The organism is Weissella thailandensis (assembly GCF_001932615.1).
GTDB lineage: Bacteria > Bacillota > Bacilli > Lactobacillales > Lactobacillaceae > Weissella > Weissella thailandensis.
On the sequence record NZ_CP014332.1, the window covers coordinates 1,474,849 to 1,491,761 of the forward strand.

The window sequence follows — 16,913 nt, forward strand, 5'->3', positions numbered from 1 at the left end:
TTTCCCTACCTAATCTAAATTGTATTTGATACATTAGCGGATACATTCAAATAACTTGTGTCATTTCGAATTAATTCCTTAAACTTAACACCATCATTCGTCTCTAATACTGAAGTACTCGTATTTCCTAATCCGCCACGGTCACGTAGGTTCGCTAATGGAATGTCTAATAAGCCTCCCATTCCTGCCGTGAGGGCTGCGCCATGACTAAAGAATATTAAGTTTACATCAGGACCACCATATGCCTGAACAGCATAATAAACTGCCTTTCTAAAGCGTTCTTGAACATCCTCAAACGTTTCTGATCCTGGTACCTGACTAGCATCAAATTTTTCTGGGTGATGTCGTGATGCCTCATACATAGCTAGCCAATCCTGTTTAACTTCTTGAAACGTCAAACCTTCCCAAATGCCAAATGAAAACTCCTTTAACCCATCCAAAACGGTTAATTCTGGTTGGTCGTCCATATAAGCAATTGTTTGTTCGGCTGTATCCATCGCCCGTTTAATCGGGCTCGTAAAAGCATGGGCAAAACTAATATCACTGAGAAAGTCACCCAATTCAGCAATTTGAGCCACTGACTCAGGCAATAATGGTGAATCGCCGCCGGAACCTTGAAAACGCCCTTCAGCATTCCACACAGTCTTTCCGTGGCGGATAAAATATAATTTCGTCATGCAGTGATTCTCCAATCCATTTTAAGTAGTTACTATCCATTATAATCAAAAAAAGAGGTTGGGACAAAACAAATGTCCCAACCTCCATATGCTTAAAACGCATTAATGATACTTATTCTAAACCTTCTGTTAATGCTTCTGGGAAGTATTCACGGACGATTTCTGCCTCATGTGCTGATAACATTGGAAAATCTTTATCTGTTCCCAAGTCAGTATGGTACATTCTATCTCGTGGTGAAACCTCACCAACGGCATGTGCTACTTGAATCTTATAACCATCGTATTCAATAACATCTGCAGGCGCATCTGCCGCATTAGCGAGATGCAACTGAGATACGAGCAATAATACTCGGATATCTTGATTCAATGATGTCACTACTTGTTCCTGTTCAGGGGTCAAGTACAACGTTAAGGCAGCCTCAGCTGGCTTACCAATCAACTTAGCGTTACGAGCCTCTTCCAAAGCTTTATTCGTGGCATTACGTAATGCCTTAAACGAAGTCCAATTTTCGAATAAGGCTTTGGTATCACCCAAATCTTCTGTCTCTGGCATATCAGTTAAGTAAGCGAAGTCCTCTGTCTCATATGGCAAATACTCAAAGATTTCTTCCGCTGTATGTGGCAAAATTGGCAACATTAACTTGTCCAAGCCAACGACAATCTTGTACAAAACGGTTTGTAGCGAACGACGCAAATGTCCATCTGGTGATTCAACATACAAAATGTCTTTAGCAAAATCCAAATAAAAGGCTGACAAATCAACGTTAATAAAGTTAACTAATAATTTATGCACTGCTTGGAAATCATAGGCATCATAAGCTGCTTTTAGCTCCCCAATCAACTGATTAAAGCGTGCATAGAAGTATTGATCAACTGGTGTTAGATCTTCATATGCAATCGCATCTTCATTTGGATTAAAATCAGTTGTATTAGCTAACAAGAAACGCATCGTATTACGAATCTTACGGTAGGTTTCTGAGGTCTGTGACAAGATGTCCATTGACACACGTACGTCAGCAGACGTATCTACTGTTGATACCCATAGACGAATGATTTCAGCACCCATCTTCTTGATAACTTCATTTGGATCAATGGTATTACCAATTGATTTTGACATCTTTTCACCGTTACCGTCTAAGGTGAATCCTTGTGAAACAACTTCCTTATAAGGTGCCTTACCAGTGACCGCTACTGATGTAATCAATGAAGAGTTAAACCAACCACGATATTGATCAGAACCTTCCAAAACCATTGTTTCTGGGAATTCTAGCTCTGGTCGAGTTGCCATAACTCCTTGATGTGAACTACCAGAATCAAACCAAACATCCATGATATCAGTTTCCTTGGTAAATTCTCCATTAGGTGAATGTTCATTCGTATAACCTTCAGGCAACAAATCTTTGGCCTCACGCTCAAACCATACTGTTGAACCATGTTCAGCCACTAAATCAGCAACATGATCAATGACATCAACATCAATAATGGCCGTACCATCTTCAGCATAGAAAATTGGTAGTGGTACACCCCAGACACGTTGACGAGAAATAACCCAATCGCCACGATCACGAATCATGTTGTACAGACGCTTCTTACCCCATGCAGGCTTGAAAGTCACTTCATCTAATGCGTCCAAGATCTCTTGACGGAAACCATCAATTGATGCAAACCATTGTGGAACAGCTCGGAAAATAACAGGCTTCTTCGTACGCCAATCAAATGGATAGCTGTGTGTAATAGGCTCAGACTGCACGAGAGCATTAACATCTCTTAACTTCTGCAACGATACCTCATTAGCATCCTCATAGAATACACCATCAAAATCTTCACCAGCTTCGGCCGTTAAGTATCCACGATCATCAACATTCATAATTGGTTTGATACCGTAACGCTTACCAGTCATAAAGTCATCTTCACCAAATCCAGGAGCGGTATGAACCAAACCTGTTCCAGTGTCATCGGTTACATAATCAGCCAAAACAACCAAAACATCACGATCGATATAAGGGTGCTTCGTCACCATGTATTCAAGATCTTTACCTTCAAAAGTTGCCAAAATTTCTGGCTCTTCCCAACCAAACTTCTCTGACAATGTTGTTAGTAATGATTCAGCAACTAGATACTTCTTGTCTACATTCTTTGGTTGCACTTGAACATATTTAAAATCAGGATGAACAGCCAACGCCTGTGAAGCAGGTACTGTCCATGGTGTCGTTGTCCAAGCAACTAGATAAGTATCTTCACCTAGTAGTCCTTTACCATCTTTGACTTGTTCAGAGATAAATGCTGACTCTGACGTTACATCATGATATTCAATTTCAGCCATGGCCAAAGCTGATTCTGATGACCATGACCAAAAGACTGGTTTCTTACCACGGAAAATCAAATCGCGCTTTGCCATGCTACCAAACACACGAAGCTGTGCAGCTTCAAAAGAAGGTTGCAAAGTCAAATATGGGTTATCCCAATCACCAGATACTCCCAAGCGCTTGAAATCAGCCATTTGTTTCTTAACTTGCTTATGAGCAAACTCATCAGCCATCTTACGCCAAATAACTGGGCCAACCTTCTTACGATCTTTACCAGCCTTTGTTAATTGTTGCTCAATGGGCAATCCATGGGTATCCCATCCTGGAACATATGGTGCGTAATAGCCATTCATAGACTTATAACGTACAATGATATCCTTTGAAATCTTATTCATTGCATGACCAATATGAATATTACCATTGGCGTATGGTGGTCCATCATGTAGCATAAATGATGGCTTACCTTCATTTAACTTTTGACGACGTTCGTAGACTTTATTTTCAAACCAAATATTTTCGCATTGTAACTCTGTTTGTGGTAAATTACCACGCATTGGAAACTTGGTTTTACCAAGATTTAATGTTTTCTTGATTTTCATAAGTTTTTCCTTTCCTCAACCCATTGTTGATTACCAACAATAAGTTGGTAACAAAAAACCCGCATCAGTCATTTTTGACTAATGCGGGACGTTTTTAACCGTGGTACCACCCGAATTCACAATTTAACCTAATAAATTGCCTCTTCAAAATGTATGTGTACTGCTTTTCTGCTGATAGGTATAATTCGTTACTATCTTAGGCTCACACCATCTCCTAAGTCGCTGGTTAGAATAAACTATACTTTTTGGTCAGAAACTTTATGCTATCTATAATAACTAATTAGTTATCCTTATTCAAGAAATTTTCTGAATCTTCACTTGATTCTGGGAAAATAACAACTGTATCGGCATCATCTTCCGAAACAGCTTCAGAAGCAGGCTCAGGATCAGAACCAGCTACTGCTGATGGCTCTTGATATGAAGCAGGTTGTTGGAATGCGGCCCATTCGTCAGTTTGCACCATATCCAATTGCGCTTGTAGCATACCTTCAATTTTTGCCTTGAAAGCACCCATTTCCTTATCCAAGCCTTCTTTTTCAGCAACTAGTGCTTCATTCTTGTTTTGTGAATCAGTCAATAGCGCATTTGCCTTTGCATTTGCCTCCATCACAATCTTTTGTGCTTCAGTTTGTGCTTGTTGCAAAGTTGCTTCGGCCTCAGCCTCAGTTTGCTTCTTCAAACGGTCAGCAGCCTCTTGGGCAATTAAGATAGATGAGTTTACTGATTGTTTCATCTCCTCAACTTGCTTAGCATTGGCATCAGCTTCTGCCAATTGCGTCTTCAATGTCTGATTTTCTTGCATCAAAGCATCATAATCTGTCACAATTTGATCCAAAAAGTCAGAAACCTCTGCCTTGTCATACCATTTGCTGCGACTTGTCGTGAATTCTTTTGCATGTATTTCTTGTGGGGTCAATGCCATGAGATTTCTCCAATCTATTTTTTAATAACGGCCATTGTTATTCGCCATTTATTTTTTTTAGTTAAACCATTAAGTTCATCAATTTTCAAACGACCATACTGTCGTACCGAAACCAAATCGTTAACAGCTAGGACATAATCAGGCTTATTAATATCAGTCCAATTAACTCGTACTAAATCATGTTCAATCATCTGCTTCGCATGGTTCCTAGAAATATTATACCCATTTGCGACGATACTATCTAGTCGTAAAGAACTCACCGTTGTATTAATAATTGTCCATTCATTATCAACCACAGTAATGTGGTCACCCGTCACTTCTTTAAAACGGACTTTCGCCTTACCAATGTGATCTAGCTGTTGTAAAATAAATGTCCCTATCGCCTTAGTGGCGACAAAATACCACGTTTCATTCTCACCCTTAATAATATCACCAATACTTTGCCGTGCAATACCATTATGCATGAAAGTACCTAAAATTGTACTATGATGTAACGTTGTAAATTTTTCAGGATACTTAATTTGAATAACCTTTAAATCAAAGTCGTCTAATACTGGCACATAATAGTTTGGTGCAATCAATAATCGTTGATTTTCGGCATTCTGATATCCGCCATATTGAAATACTTTTAAATCGTCCTGCTGATTGACCAAAGTTGTTAGAATATAAATTTCTCTTGGGTTCAAAAAATTCGTCAAGACTGGACTATATTCATCCAATACCTGACGAACCAAGCCTTCCGCTGAATTAAGAAACGTGGCTTCATTAGGGCGGAAATGTTGTGCTACATTATCAACCATAATCTTCTCTATATCATTGTTCGAGCAATTGCTTGCAATCCCATTTCAGCTGCTTGCAATAGAATCAACCCAACTAAAGGCGTTAAATCGATAATACCAATGGTTGGTATGAATCGTCGCAATGGGTTCAAAATCAAACCTGATATTCGACCAAGTAATTGACCAAATGATGAATGTTGTGCCCCGGGTAACCAAGACATCAACACCCAAATAACGATGATGAATTCTAATGCTCGGAGTAGCAAATTTAATAATCCAAGGATTGTTAACATATTACCACCTATTAATTAAATTGTTGTCCGAGATTCTGGGAAATCGTCCCTGAAATCTCGAAATTATGCGGGGTCGCCAAAAATATGCGTTCACCAACTCGCTCAATCGTACCGTCAACTGCAAATGCCGTGCCACCAAGGTAATCTAAAATACGCTTACCCGTGTTTTCATCGATTGATCCTAAATTAACGATAACCGCTTCACCGCCAAGTAACTGGGTAGCAATCGTTTGGGCATCTGCATATGTACGTGGCTCATACAAAGCTATCTTAGCTGGATCATCTCTTGATCCATCCATTTTGAGAACATTTGCACGTCGCTCATTCGTTGGACGAGTGGCATTGTTATTTGATTCTGTGAAGTTTGCTGATTTTTGGTCTTCCTGACTATTTTCTGAATCATCGTCTTCATAATAATAGTTATCATCAACACCAAAAATGTAATCTTTAAACTTAAATGCCATGACCAGTCTCCTTACTTATCACCACGCTTCATCCAATTGAAATAAGCTGGGCGCTCGATTTCTTCTTCAGATGAACTTGGTTGAGATGGTGCTGATTGTTGTTGAGATGGTGCAGCTGATTGTGCTGGCGCACTTTGTTGTGGCGCTTTAGGCTGCTCAGAAGGTGTACCCCAATCTGCAAAGGGGTCATTATTAACAACAGGTTGTTGTGGCTGTGGTTGAACTGGTTGTTCTGAAACCGCCTGGAAAGGACTAGCTTGCTTGTTAGCCCCTAAGTTGATTTCTGGGCGTGGTGTTTCTGGACGGTCAATGCCAGTTGCAATAACTGTGACGACCAAGTCACCTTCCATTTCCATATCAATCGTTGTACCAAAGATAATGTCAACATCAGTGCCTGATGCTTGGGCAATTGTTTCAGAAGCTTCTTGCGCTTCAAACAATGACATATCAGCGCCACCCTTAACAGAAAGCAACACATTTGTTGCACCTTCGATTTTTGCTTCCAACAATGGTGATGCAATTGCCTTACGTGTTGCTTCGGCTGCACGGTTTTCTCCAGATGCAGAACCAATTCCCATCAAAGCAGTGCCTTGACTAGCCATCGCTGTCTTAACATCCGCAAAGTCCAGGTTAATAATTCCAGGCTTTGTAATCAAATCTGAAATTCCTGATACACCTTGTAGTAACACATCGTCGACCATCTTGAATGCTTCCATGATAGGTGCTTTCTTATCAACGATTTGTAACAAATTGTTATTAGCAATGACGATCAACGTATCGACATTGTCCTTTAACTTTGCTAATCCTTCTGCTGCAGACTTACCACGTCTTGGTCCTTCAAAAGAGAATGGGCGAGTCACAACACCAATTGTCAATGCACCAGAATCTTTAGCAATTTTAGCGATAACAGGAGCAGCACCAGTTCCAGTACCACCACCCATTCCGGCAGTGACGAAGACCATATCAGCACCTTGCAGTGCTTCAGTTAGTTCTTGTTCGCTCTCTTTAGCTGCTGCTTCACCAACTTCAGGACGAGCACCAGCTCCAAGGCCGCGCGTAGCTTTTGATCCAATTTGAATTTTATTCTCTGCTGAAGAACGATCAAGAGCTTGTGCGTCGGTGTTAGCAACGATAAACTCTACACCTTCTACACCATCAGTTACCATTTGGTTGACAGCATTTCCACCACCGCCACCAACTCCGATGACCTTTATTGTCGCACCGTATTCTTGGTTCATGTCCATTTGCAAATCCATATTGAGCTCCTTTTTTGTTAATTTATGAATTAGTCAAAGAACTCCGCAAAGAAATTCTTAATCCTATTTTTCTTCTTAGGTTGTTCTTCATCAGTTACTTCAGTCGACTCGGCCTTTTCAGGTTCAACTTGAGGGGCACGTTGTTGTTCGACTTTTTGCTTTTTCTTTTCACCACGCTTCTCACGTGGTAATTGTGCTCCCATACTAGGCTGTCCGAGAACAACAAGTGGTAGCCCATACAAAGCTTGCTTTACAACCAATTGAATTGGTGTTTGCTGTGCTGCATAGTGTACTAATGCCCATGCACCAGCGTAGCCAGGATGGCGTAAGCCAATATCATCTGGCGCAAACAATTTTGTCTGCACATTATAGGCGTCATGAATAGCTTCTGTCATACCACGTAAAGCGGCACCACCACCAGTCACAATCACGCCACCAGGCATTTGAAATGCACCAACCAAGTCTAGTTTTTCGCCAAGCTTTCCTAAGATTTGCATGACTCTGGCTTCAATAATCTGTGCCAGTAATGTTTCCGAAATTTGTTCAGGCTCTTCAGCACTAACTTTCTTGATAACAAGTTGATTTTCGTCTTGCGCTAACTTTGATAGTGCAAAACCAGAATCAAGCTTTAACATATCAGCATCATGTAGTCCTAATTCAAGAACTGTACTAATATCTCGAGAAATATTGTCGCTTCCTGCCGGGAATGATGACAAAAACTTGAGTTGGTGTTCATGGACAACGGTGGCTGAGGTTTGCCCAGCTCCCATGTCTAACAAAATTGTACCAAATTCTTGTTGGCCATCATCCAGCAATGTTTTACTATATGCTAATGGTGCCAAAACAAAATCACGAAGTTGTAGACCAGACTTACTAATAGCCATGCGTAAATTACCCATGACATTTCTTGGTGCTGTATAAGCAATACCATGCATTGCTAGTCGCATCCCCACCATATCATTTGGATCTTGGATGCCATCAAAATCATCGACTACAAATTCTGTCGGAATTAATTCAACTACTTCACGGTCTGAAGGCAATTGTATCTTAACTGCTTCCTGTACAGTATTAGCCACATCTTCATATGAAATATGTTGACTATCTTTAACTGTTACAGTTCCCTTCACGTGCTGAATTTGAATGTTGCTTGCAGGTAAACTTGCAACAACTTCTGTTATCGGTTGTTCAGTCTGCTCGTTTATTTGTGCTACTGCTTGACGAATATCAGTCGCTGTTGCATCAATATCAACAACAACGCCTTTCTTTACACCGTGTGCAACAGATCGACCAACCGCTACAATATTAGCCTGTTGATCTCTAACATCTGCTGCTAGCACTTTAATGGTGTTAGTCCCAACATCAAGACCAACAATTAATCCATGGTTGGCCATCTTAATTCCTCCTTTGACTACCATACAAAAAGTTTAAATAAATAAACAATTCTTTAAGAATAATACCATACTTTAGGGGCATTCTTCCAGACCTGCGCCTAGTTTTATTAATCATATGGTTTAAAATATGCTCCTACTTGCAAATCTGCTATCCCAGTTTTATTTAGTTGTGCAACCATCCCAGGATAGTACTTCATCTTCTTTGACATTTCGTCTGCACTAATCAACACTTGGTTACCATCATTCATGTAAATTAGTAATCGTTGATTATTTTGACTATTTGGTGACCAAACTATTTCTGATACTGCATGTCTTAATGGATCAGAAAGCTTGCCAAATTCTGACAATGTTTTTCGTAACTGTTTATCTGTCGTAAAACCATCATATATCGGCAAGCCACCAGCTTGTTGATTACTTAAACCGCGATCCAACATACTACCATTCTCTAATATCGGGTAGTATTTATTATCAGCCTTAACATAACCAACTTTGACGATTTCATCAACTTTGACTTGTAGCGTATTATCTGACTTCCTCGTCAATTTTAAATGACGGATCTGGGGATTTTTGCTTTTTGCCATGTGACTAAAATAGTCGCTTTGATTTAGCGTCGTTAGCAGTGGCTGCCCCGTTTTTAAGCCCGCAGCATGCAATACCGTTTTATCCGACAACTCATGTGTACCAACAATCTCATATTTTTGCACTTGATTTGCTGGTGAAATCAAGTAAATCAATCCAGCAGCCATAACCAATAAAACAATCAGCGTTTTAATCGCTGCCTTCTCGTGCGAAAACAAAAACCGTTTCCTTTTTGGACGTTTATGCTTTGTTGTCTTAGCCTCGTCATCATCGGACTTAATTGCCTCATCTGAGGTATCGGTATCATGATTGTCTTTGGTGCCTTGCTTAACATCCGCTTGTTTGGGATTGGATTGCGGCTCTTTTTTATCTGACTGCTTTGACCGTTTTGGTTTTGATGACTCAACCTTCCCTGATAATAAAGCATTTAAATGTGCCTGAATATCAGAGGAATTCGCATGGTCGTTTTTATTATGCGGATTTTCTTTTTTATCAGTCATCGTAACCTCCTACAGACTCCTCACAGAAATAATTTACTTTATAACGCTCTTAATCAATGCAATAAATTGATCTGCAGCATCAGGAACACCCATCTTCATCGCTGCTTCTGCCATTAGTTGACGTTGTTTCTCATCTGTCATCAATTGATCAATTGTACCAAATAGAGTTGTACCAGATAGCGATTCTTCTGTAATCATCTCAGCAGCCCCAGCATTTGCTAAACTACGCGCATTTTTCGTTTGATGATCGTTAGTCACATATGGGCTAGGAATAAGAATCATTGGTTTACCCAAAGCTGTTTGCTCCGCTAAACTTGTCGCACCAGCTCGGCCAACAACTAGGGAAACCCTTGGCATCAATTGCGGCATATTACTAATATATGGTACAACCGCTACATTTTCTGTCGTTTCAATCTTTTTCGTAGCCATCTCTTGCTTAACGTCATCGAAACGTTTTGATCCAGTAACAAAAATAACTTGGTATGGTTTATTGGCAAAACTTGATAAAGCATCAATCATTGACGCATTAATTTTAATAGCCCCTTGTGAACCACCAAAAACAAGCACTGATGGCTTATTAGGTGATAAACCTAAGCCTTCCCAATCAAAACTACCCTGACCATCAACAACTTCTTGTGCTCTAGGGTTACCAACAATCGTTGCTAAATTATCTTTAAAAGCTGGTAATGCTGCTGGAAAAGCCACACCGACTTTGGTTACCTTGCGGGCCAAAAATTTATTCGTCACTCCTACGACTGAATTTTGTTCGTGGATTACCGTTGGAATTCCCATTTGTTGCGCAGCGTACAAGACTGGACCAGAAACATAACCACCAGTACCAACAACCACATCTGGCTTAAATGTATCTAAATATTTTTTAGCTTCACGAGTTGCCTTCAAAAAAAGGTAGATCGTTTTAAAATTGTCTAGCGATAGTGAGCGATGGAAGCCTTGCACCTTCAATGATTTGAAGTTAAAGCCAGCTTTAGGTACGATACTACCCTCTAAACCGCGTTCACTACCAATATATAAAACCTCTGTATCAGGTTCCAATGCTTTCAAGCGCTGGACTGTTGCTAATGCTGGATAAATGTGACCACCTGTGCCACCACCAGATACAATAATACGCATGTCTAATCCCCTCTAATCTTTATTGTCTAATTTTTAAAATTTTTTACGGCTTCGACAAACAAGTTTCCTCTTGTTTCAAAATCTGGAAATTGATCCCAAGATGCAGCAGCGGGAGATAACAGAATAACCTCACCTGCTTCACTTAACTCAAAGGCTGGTTCTACCGCACTAGGTGCATCCTTGGCGTGAACAACTGGTATCCCAATCGTTTTACCGACTTCAGCTAACTTATCAGCCGTTTCTCCGAATACAATCAAGCCCTTAACATGCTTCTTTATCGCAGTTAGAAGTCGCATTTGATCATCTCCTCGATCTAATCCACCAGCTAATAATACTACTGGCACATTAAATCCAGATAAAGCCATTTCCGTTGCTTCAATATCAGTTGCTTTAGAATCATTATACACTTGACGATCGTAGAACTTACCAACAAATTGTAATCGATGCTCTACTCCCGAAAAGTTCTTTAATGCTTTCGCAATGCTCTCTGTGTCAATTCCCATTAGTTTACCAACAGCAATCGCAGCTAGCGCATTTTCTATATTATGTGTACCAGGAACTCCTAATTCGTCAGCAGCCATGATAACTTCTTCTTGATAATATAAGTTGCCTGCTTTCAAATAAGCACCTGCTTCGCTGAAACCTTCCCGTGAGAAAGGTATAATAGTTGCTTTTGTCTGTTCCGCTAAATGACGCCATTCTTCTTTATCATAATTAACAACAAAAAAATCATTTGCCGTTTGATGTTTTGTAATGTTCATTTTAGCAGCAACGTAGTTTGCCCGTGTCCCATGAAAATCCAAATGTGAACCAAAAATATTAGTTAACACAGCAATGTGTGGCTTGGGAGCTGGCATACCCGTTAACTGGAAAGATGATAGCTCAGTGACCAACACATCATCCGCTGTCATTTGAGGAGCAACTTCACTAACTGGGGTACCAATGTTACCCGCAACTAGCACGTGACCTTTTCCTGGCTGCGTCCGCAACACAGATGAAATCATCTCTGTTGTCGTTGTCTTACCATTAGATCCCGTTACAGCAACCCAGTTTTTTTGAATATACTGTTGGGCAAGAGCCACTTCAACAACAATTGGAATTTGTTGTTCTTGGGCAGCTACCAATATCGGAATTGTGTATGGAATACCTGGATTTTTGACGATTATATCAACATTCTTTAATAGTTCAACTGATTGGTCAGTGGTAAATTGCACATCATTTGCCTTCAATGCCTTTACTTTCTCATCCATAGTGTCTAGCTTAGGATCCGAAACAGTCACACGGGCGCCTTCACTTTGCAATAAATTGGCCGCTGCTGCACCTGAACGTGCAAATCCAATTATTAATACGTGTTTATTCATTATTAAGAGCCCCTTTTTTAAGATATGTATACGGGGAATCGCACCCCATGATTATTTTTATTTATGAGAACCAGAATACAAGATAAAGTACTGCCATAACTAGTCCAGTTCCCCAAAAGAATAGATTTACTTGCCATTCATTCCATGGTTTCTCCGTATTACCAGTTAGACCACCTTTTTCAAAACTATGATGAATAGGTGTCATTAAGAAAATACGTTTCTTGAAGAAATGAAAACTAGTGACCTGAATAATGACACTTAGCGTTTCAATCATAAAGACGAAACCAATGATCAATAATGACCATTCATGGTGTAATACCAATGAATTCATTGCTAATCCAGCTCCCAGGGCAAGGGATCCGGTATCACCCATAAAGATAGTTGCTGGATAATGATTAAAGAACAGGAAGCCAAGTAAAGCGCCAATTATTAATGCGTCCAACAAGACCATCGTCATATCACCTTGCACGATAGCAATCACTAGATATGCAACATACGCAATAATAGCTGTTCCTGATGCCAAACCATCTAACCCATCTGTTAAATTAGTTGCATTTGACCAACCAACTAGCCAGAAAATCGTAAACAAAGTGTAAGCAATCACACTATGCCATTCGCCTAACCCGAATGGTAAGTTTAAGAAGAAATCAAACTTACCTAAGGCTAGTACGATCACACCCAAAATAGCAGCCGCGATTTCAGCGAATAGCTTGGGTAAAAAGCGTAAGCCTTCATCACGATGGTTGAAGACTTTAATACTGTCATCAAAAGCACCAACAATTGCAAATACTACAATCGCAATCAGAGTTGCCCAACCCGTTGAAGCAGCATTTTTAGTGGCTAACGCTAAAATAATAAAACCGATAACAACAACTGGAATAAAACCAGCGCCACCCATTGTTGGTGTTCCTGCTTTAGCAGCATGATCCGGCTCATGTTCCCCAGTACGCATAACCATTTGAGCTACTTTAATTTTTTTAAACCAATCTCGTAGACGCGGCACTACCAGTACCGTAACAATTAGACTAAATAATAGTCCCACTAAAAAAGTCGACATTCGACTACTCCTCTCACTCACCTATATTCCTAGTTTGACGTCTTAGGCTCTTTAAATTCTACCGTAATTTCATGATAACCATCAGATAATTTTGAATCCGCCTTGACTGATTGGGTCGTCACAAATCCATTACCCTTGATGTTAACCTTGATATCTGCCAACTCTGCCCAAGCTAATACATCACTTTTTGCCCAACCGGCCATATTAGGCACAGCAATATTCTTACCTGTATTCAAGAAAATACGTTGACCAACAATTGATTTTTCACCACCAGTTATTGATTGACTTTTAATTGTTTTACCGTCACCCATGACAACCGGTGTTAGGCGATTGGACTTTATCTCTTTTGTAGATTCTTTCGTTACACCACCGACAACCGTTGGTACATTCACCTCTTGATTAGCACTAACAACCACCTTATTGTCGCTTTCAGACATATCCAAAGCTTGTGCCATCACCTTTTTGAAGACATCTGACATATTTTTTGCAATATTATCTGTATTTTTTTGTGGCTGCTTTGTCACAATATACATCATATAACGTGGATTGTTTGAGGGTGCCATCCCCATCCATGAGTGAATTTCATTAGTGTTGTCTCCTGGAGATGAATATCCAGAAGAAGTAGCCACCTGGGCTGTTCCAGACTTACCAGTTGTCCGAACATCCGGAATGGCATAATCTTTTCCTAATCCATGCTTAGAGTAGATAACATCTTCCAATTGTTTACGCGTCGCTTTCGCACTAGACTTACTAATTGGTTTAGAAACAGTCTTCGCCTTAGGTTGTGAAACGACTCGATTAGTATTTGGATCCACTACCTTCTCAATAATTTGTGGTTGTAATTCCTTCCCATTGTTAGCAATCGCTGAATAACCTTGCATCATCTGTAACGGTGTCACAGATATGGCTTGTCCAAAAGCAGTGTTTGCTTGCTCAATTGGATACTTAAATTGCATGCCACCTTTTGCTTCATCACTAAAGCCTGAGTTTGTTGATTTCAAAAACTTAAATTTATTCAGGTACTTACGCCAAGTTTGGGCACCCATTTTTTGCTCAGTTAGGGCCATCGCCACGTTAGAAGAGGCTGCAATTCCTCTTCCATACGTGATACGTCCCCATCCTTCACCATCATTCCAATCAGTAACCTTTTTGTCGCCAACCTTTAACGTACCTGATTCATAAGTATCATCTTCATCCCAGTTGTCAGAATCGATAGCCGCAGCCAGTGTGATTCCTTTCAAAACCGAACCAGGTTCGAACGCAGTCCCATATAACTGATTCGTCCATAGATCTCCAATTCCTTCACCTGTTGTGGCATTATAAGATGGACGTTGGGTCGTTGCAACAATTTTACTAGTTTTCGTATCCATGACTACTGCAAGTGCCGCCTTAGGTTTCATATCATCGGCGAGCGTTTGCATACTCTTTTCTAGAGTTGTTTGTAATTTTGTATTAATGGTCGTGTATATATCATAACCATTTTTAACAGCCAGATTTTTCTTTGAAACTGCACGATCATTGGTATCTGTTGAGGTTGTTTTGACACCATTGTGACCAGTCAATTGTTTATTCCAAGATTTTTCGATACCAGTTATTCCTGAAATGACTTTACCATCACTACTATTTTCATTTTTTGTTAAGCCAATTAGATCTGATGCAAAAGTCCCATTAGGATATAAGCGTGATTCGCTTGGTGTAAAAGTTAACCCTGGCACATTAAGTGCTTTAAGCTGCTTATACTTTTTAACATTCAAATTTGAACCATCTTGTCCAAACTGGACTTGCTTTAAGTTATTCTTACGACCGCTTTTAATTAGCTTTTCGTACGTCTTGGCTTTACCACCAATGACATTTGCAATTTTCTCACTAACAGCCTTATCCTGGCCCTTCTTAACATACATTGGCTTACCTTTAGAGGACTTTTGACTGCTATCTAGTACAGCCGCCAATGTATAAGTTGTTGAAGATTCTGCTAGTGGATTACCTACTGCATCAAAAATTTCACCTCTTTTAGCTTGAATTTCATTTTGACTACGGTAGATTAGCTGGGCTGCCTTGTCTAACTTATGCCCCCGAACATCTTTTGTGATAGCGACATAAGAAAAACGGACCCCCAACACAACCAGCACCAGCATCATTAATATAAGCAGAATTTTGCCTGTATTACGACTGTTTTTATCCGGTTGATCACGTTTTGGCATCCGTCGTTTTTTTACCATGCTACTTTACGTTCCTTATATTTTGATTATTAAGTGTTAGTCCATTCTTTTCAGCAATCTTATTCAACCGATCCGGATTAGATAAATCACTAACTTCCTGTTTCAAGTCATTATTCTTATCGCGAACCTGTTCCAACTGTGCTGATGTCGTCGACAACTGCGTATTCGCTGTTGCACTCTTATTGGCCATAAAAATGACTAAAAAGGCCATAACGATAACCGTTAGAACCGCTGCGCCAACCATCATGAAATCTACTGTATCCCACTTAGGTTTAACCATTTTCACATTTTTGACTGTTTTATGTCTCGCATTTGTCTTTGGACGACTAATTTGTTTTGTTACAACATTACTATCGTTGTATTTGGGCAATCCATCCATAGTGGGCTTCCTCCATCATTTTTACTTGATACGTTCTATAATTCGTAATTTGGCAGAATGTGCACGTCTATTAGTGGCTAGTTCTTCGTCTGATGGCAAAATTGGTTTTCGAACAACCAATTTGAAATCTGGTTGCATTTCTTCTGGAATAACTGGTAAGCCTGATGGTAAATCAGGTATTGTTACTTTTTCTTTAAACATCGTCTTAACAAGTCGATCTTCAAGTGAGTGGAATGTAATTACCGCAATCCGACCATGGACATTCAACATCTCCAATGCCTGTGCCAAAGACTCTTCTACCGCTCCTAATTCATCATTCACAGCAATTCTAATTGCTTGAAAAGTACGCTTTGCTGGATGTCCACCTTTTCTTCTCGCTGCTGCTGGAATAGCTTCCTTAATGATATTAACTAAATCAAATGTTGTTTCAATCGGCTTTATTTCTCGTTCACGTTCAATTTTTCTTGCAATCTGTTTTGCAAACTTCTCCTCACCATAACGTGAAAAGATACGCATCAACTCATGAAATGACCATTCATTAACAACAGTTCTTGCATTTAATGCTTGTGACTGATCCATACGCATATCTAACGGTGCATCATATTTATATGAAAAGCCACGTTGACCATCATCAAACTGTGGTGAAGAGACACCCAAATCATAAACGATACCATCAATTCCTGAGACATTCTGCTCCACTAGCGCATCATGTAAATGACGAAAGTTAGTCTGGATGAATGCGACTTTGTTAGCAGCTAATTCATCCGCTAGATGGGTTTCGTTATATTTAATAGCCGTGACATCTTGATCAAATGACCATAATTTACCATGATTCAACCGACTAGCTAATAATTTAGAGTGGCCACCACCGCCTAACGTTGCGTCAACATAAACACCATCTGGTTGGACATTTAAGCCATCAATGGCTTCTTCTAATAATACTGTTACGTGTTTAAACTCCGTCATCGGTATTTAAGTTCCTTTCAATTCATATGAAGCT

General features: G+C 39.9%; 15 protein-coding genes. All 15 read right to left on the reverse strand.

All coding sequences use genetic code 11. The annotated features are described in order from the left end of the window. Positions 1 to 14 precede the first annotated feature (14 nt). Positions 15 to 677, reverse strand: a complete 663-nt coding sequence (locus FOL01_RS07295; RefSeq protein ID WP_075270013.1) for a histidine phosphatase family protein — start codon at positions 675 to 677, stop codon at positions 15 to 17. A gap of 112 nt (positions 678 to 789) precedes the next feature. After that, on the reverse strand, positions 790 to 3,582 hold the full coding sequence (ileS, locus tag FOL01_RS07300; protein WP_075270014.1) for an isoleucine--tRNA ligase: 2,793 nt from the start codon (positions 3,580 to 3,582) through the stop codon (positions 790 to 792). 280 nt (positions 3,583 to 3,862) lie between these two features. After that, entirely contained in the window at positions 3,863 to 4,504 is a 642-nt protein-coding gene (locus FOL01_RS07305; protein WP_075270015.1) for a DivIVA domain-containing protein, read from the reverse strand. Between the two features lie 14 nt (positions 4,505 to 4,518). Continuing rightward, the gene (locus FOL01_RS07310) at positions 4,519 to 5,304 is read right to left on the reverse strand and encodes a YlmH family RNA-binding protein (protein ID WP_075270016.1); all 786 of its coding nucleotides are present in this window, start codon (positions 5,302 to 5,304) and stop codon (positions 4,519 to 4,521) included. Positions 5,305 to 5,312: 8 nt separating this feature from the next. Continuing rightward, positions 5,313 to 5,576 (reverse strand): YggT family protein, encoded by a 264-nt coding sequence (locus FOL01_RS07315; protein WP_075270017.1) that lies wholly within the window; start codon positions 5,574 to 5,576, stop codon positions 5,313 to 5,315. 11 nt (positions 5,577 to 5,587) lie between these two features. Then, on the reverse strand, positions 5,588 to 6,040 hold the full coding sequence (locus FOL01_RS07320) for a cell division protein SepF (RefSeq protein WP_075270018.1): 453 nt from the start codon (positions 6,038 to 6,040) through the stop codon (positions 5,588 to 5,590). An 11-nt stretch (positions 6,041 to 6,051) separates the two neighbouring features. Further along, complete coding sequence (gene ftsZ, locus FOL01_RS07325; protein ID WP_075270019.1) at positions 6,052 to 7,296, reverse strand: cell division protein FtsZ; 1,245 nt, start codon at positions 7,294 to 7,296, stop codon at positions 6,052 to 6,054. A gap of 29 nt (positions 7,297 to 7,325) precedes the next feature. Next, entirely contained in the window at positions 7,326 to 8,711 is a 1,386-nt protein-coding gene (gene ftsA / locus FOL01_RS07330) for a cell division protein FtsA (RefSeq protein WP_237342620.1), read from the reverse strand. A gap of 83 nt (positions 8,712 to 8,794) precedes the next feature. After that, complete coding sequence (locus FOL01_RS07335) at positions 8,795 to 9,766, reverse strand: cell division protein FtsQ/DivIB (RefSeq protein WP_075270021.1); 972 nt, start codon at positions 9,764 to 9,766, stop codon at positions 8,795 to 8,797. Between the two features lie 33 nt (positions 9,767 to 9,799). Further along, positions 9,800 to 10,897, reverse strand: coding sequence for an undecaprenyldiphospho-muramoylpentapeptide beta-N-acetylglucosaminyltransferase (gene murG / locus FOL01_RS07340; RefSeq protein ID WP_075270022.1), 1,098 nt, complete (start codon positions 10,895 to 10,897; stop codon positions 9,800 to 9,802). 26 nt (positions 10,898 to 10,923) lie between these two features. Then, positions 10,924 to 12,258 (reverse strand): UDP-N-acetylmuramoyl-L-alanine--D-glutamate ligase, encoded by a 1,335-nt coding sequence (gene murD, locus FOL01_RS07345; RefSeq protein ID WP_075270023.1) that lies wholly within the window; start codon positions 12,256 to 12,258, stop codon positions 10,924 to 10,926. Positions 12,259 to 12,319: 61 nt separating this feature from the next. Then, positions 12,320 to 13,315: a phospho-N-acetylmuramoyl-pentapeptide-transferase gene (gene mraY / locus FOL01_RS07350; protein ID WP_075270024.1), complete on the reverse strand. Its 996-nt coding sequence runs from the start codon at positions 13,313 to 13,315 to the stop codon at positions 12,320 to 12,322. A 29-nt stretch (positions 13,316 to 13,344) separates the two neighbouring features. Next, positions 13,345 to 15,534 (reverse strand): penicillin-binding protein, encoded by a 2,190-nt coding sequence (locus tag FOL01_RS07355; protein WP_075270025.1) that lies wholly within the window; start codon positions 15,532 to 15,534, stop codon positions 13,345 to 13,347. 1 nt (position 15,535) lies between these two features. After that, a complete protein-coding gene (ftsL, locus tag FOL01_RS07360) occupies positions 15,536 to 15,913 on the reverse strand; it encodes a cell division protein FtsL (protein WP_075270026.1) in 378 nt (125 codons plus the stop codon). A 21-nt stretch (positions 15,914 to 15,934) separates the two neighbouring features. Then, positions 15,935 to 16,879 carry a 16S rRNA (cytosine(1402)-N(4))-methyltransferase RsmH gene (rsmH, locus tag FOL01_RS07365; protein ID WP_075270027.1) on the reverse strand — a complete coding sequence of 315 codons (945 nt, stop codon included), beginning with the start codon at positions 16,877 to 16,879 and terminating at the stop codon, positions 15,935 to 15,937. Between the last annotated feature and the right edge of the window lie 34 nt (positions 16,880 to 16,913).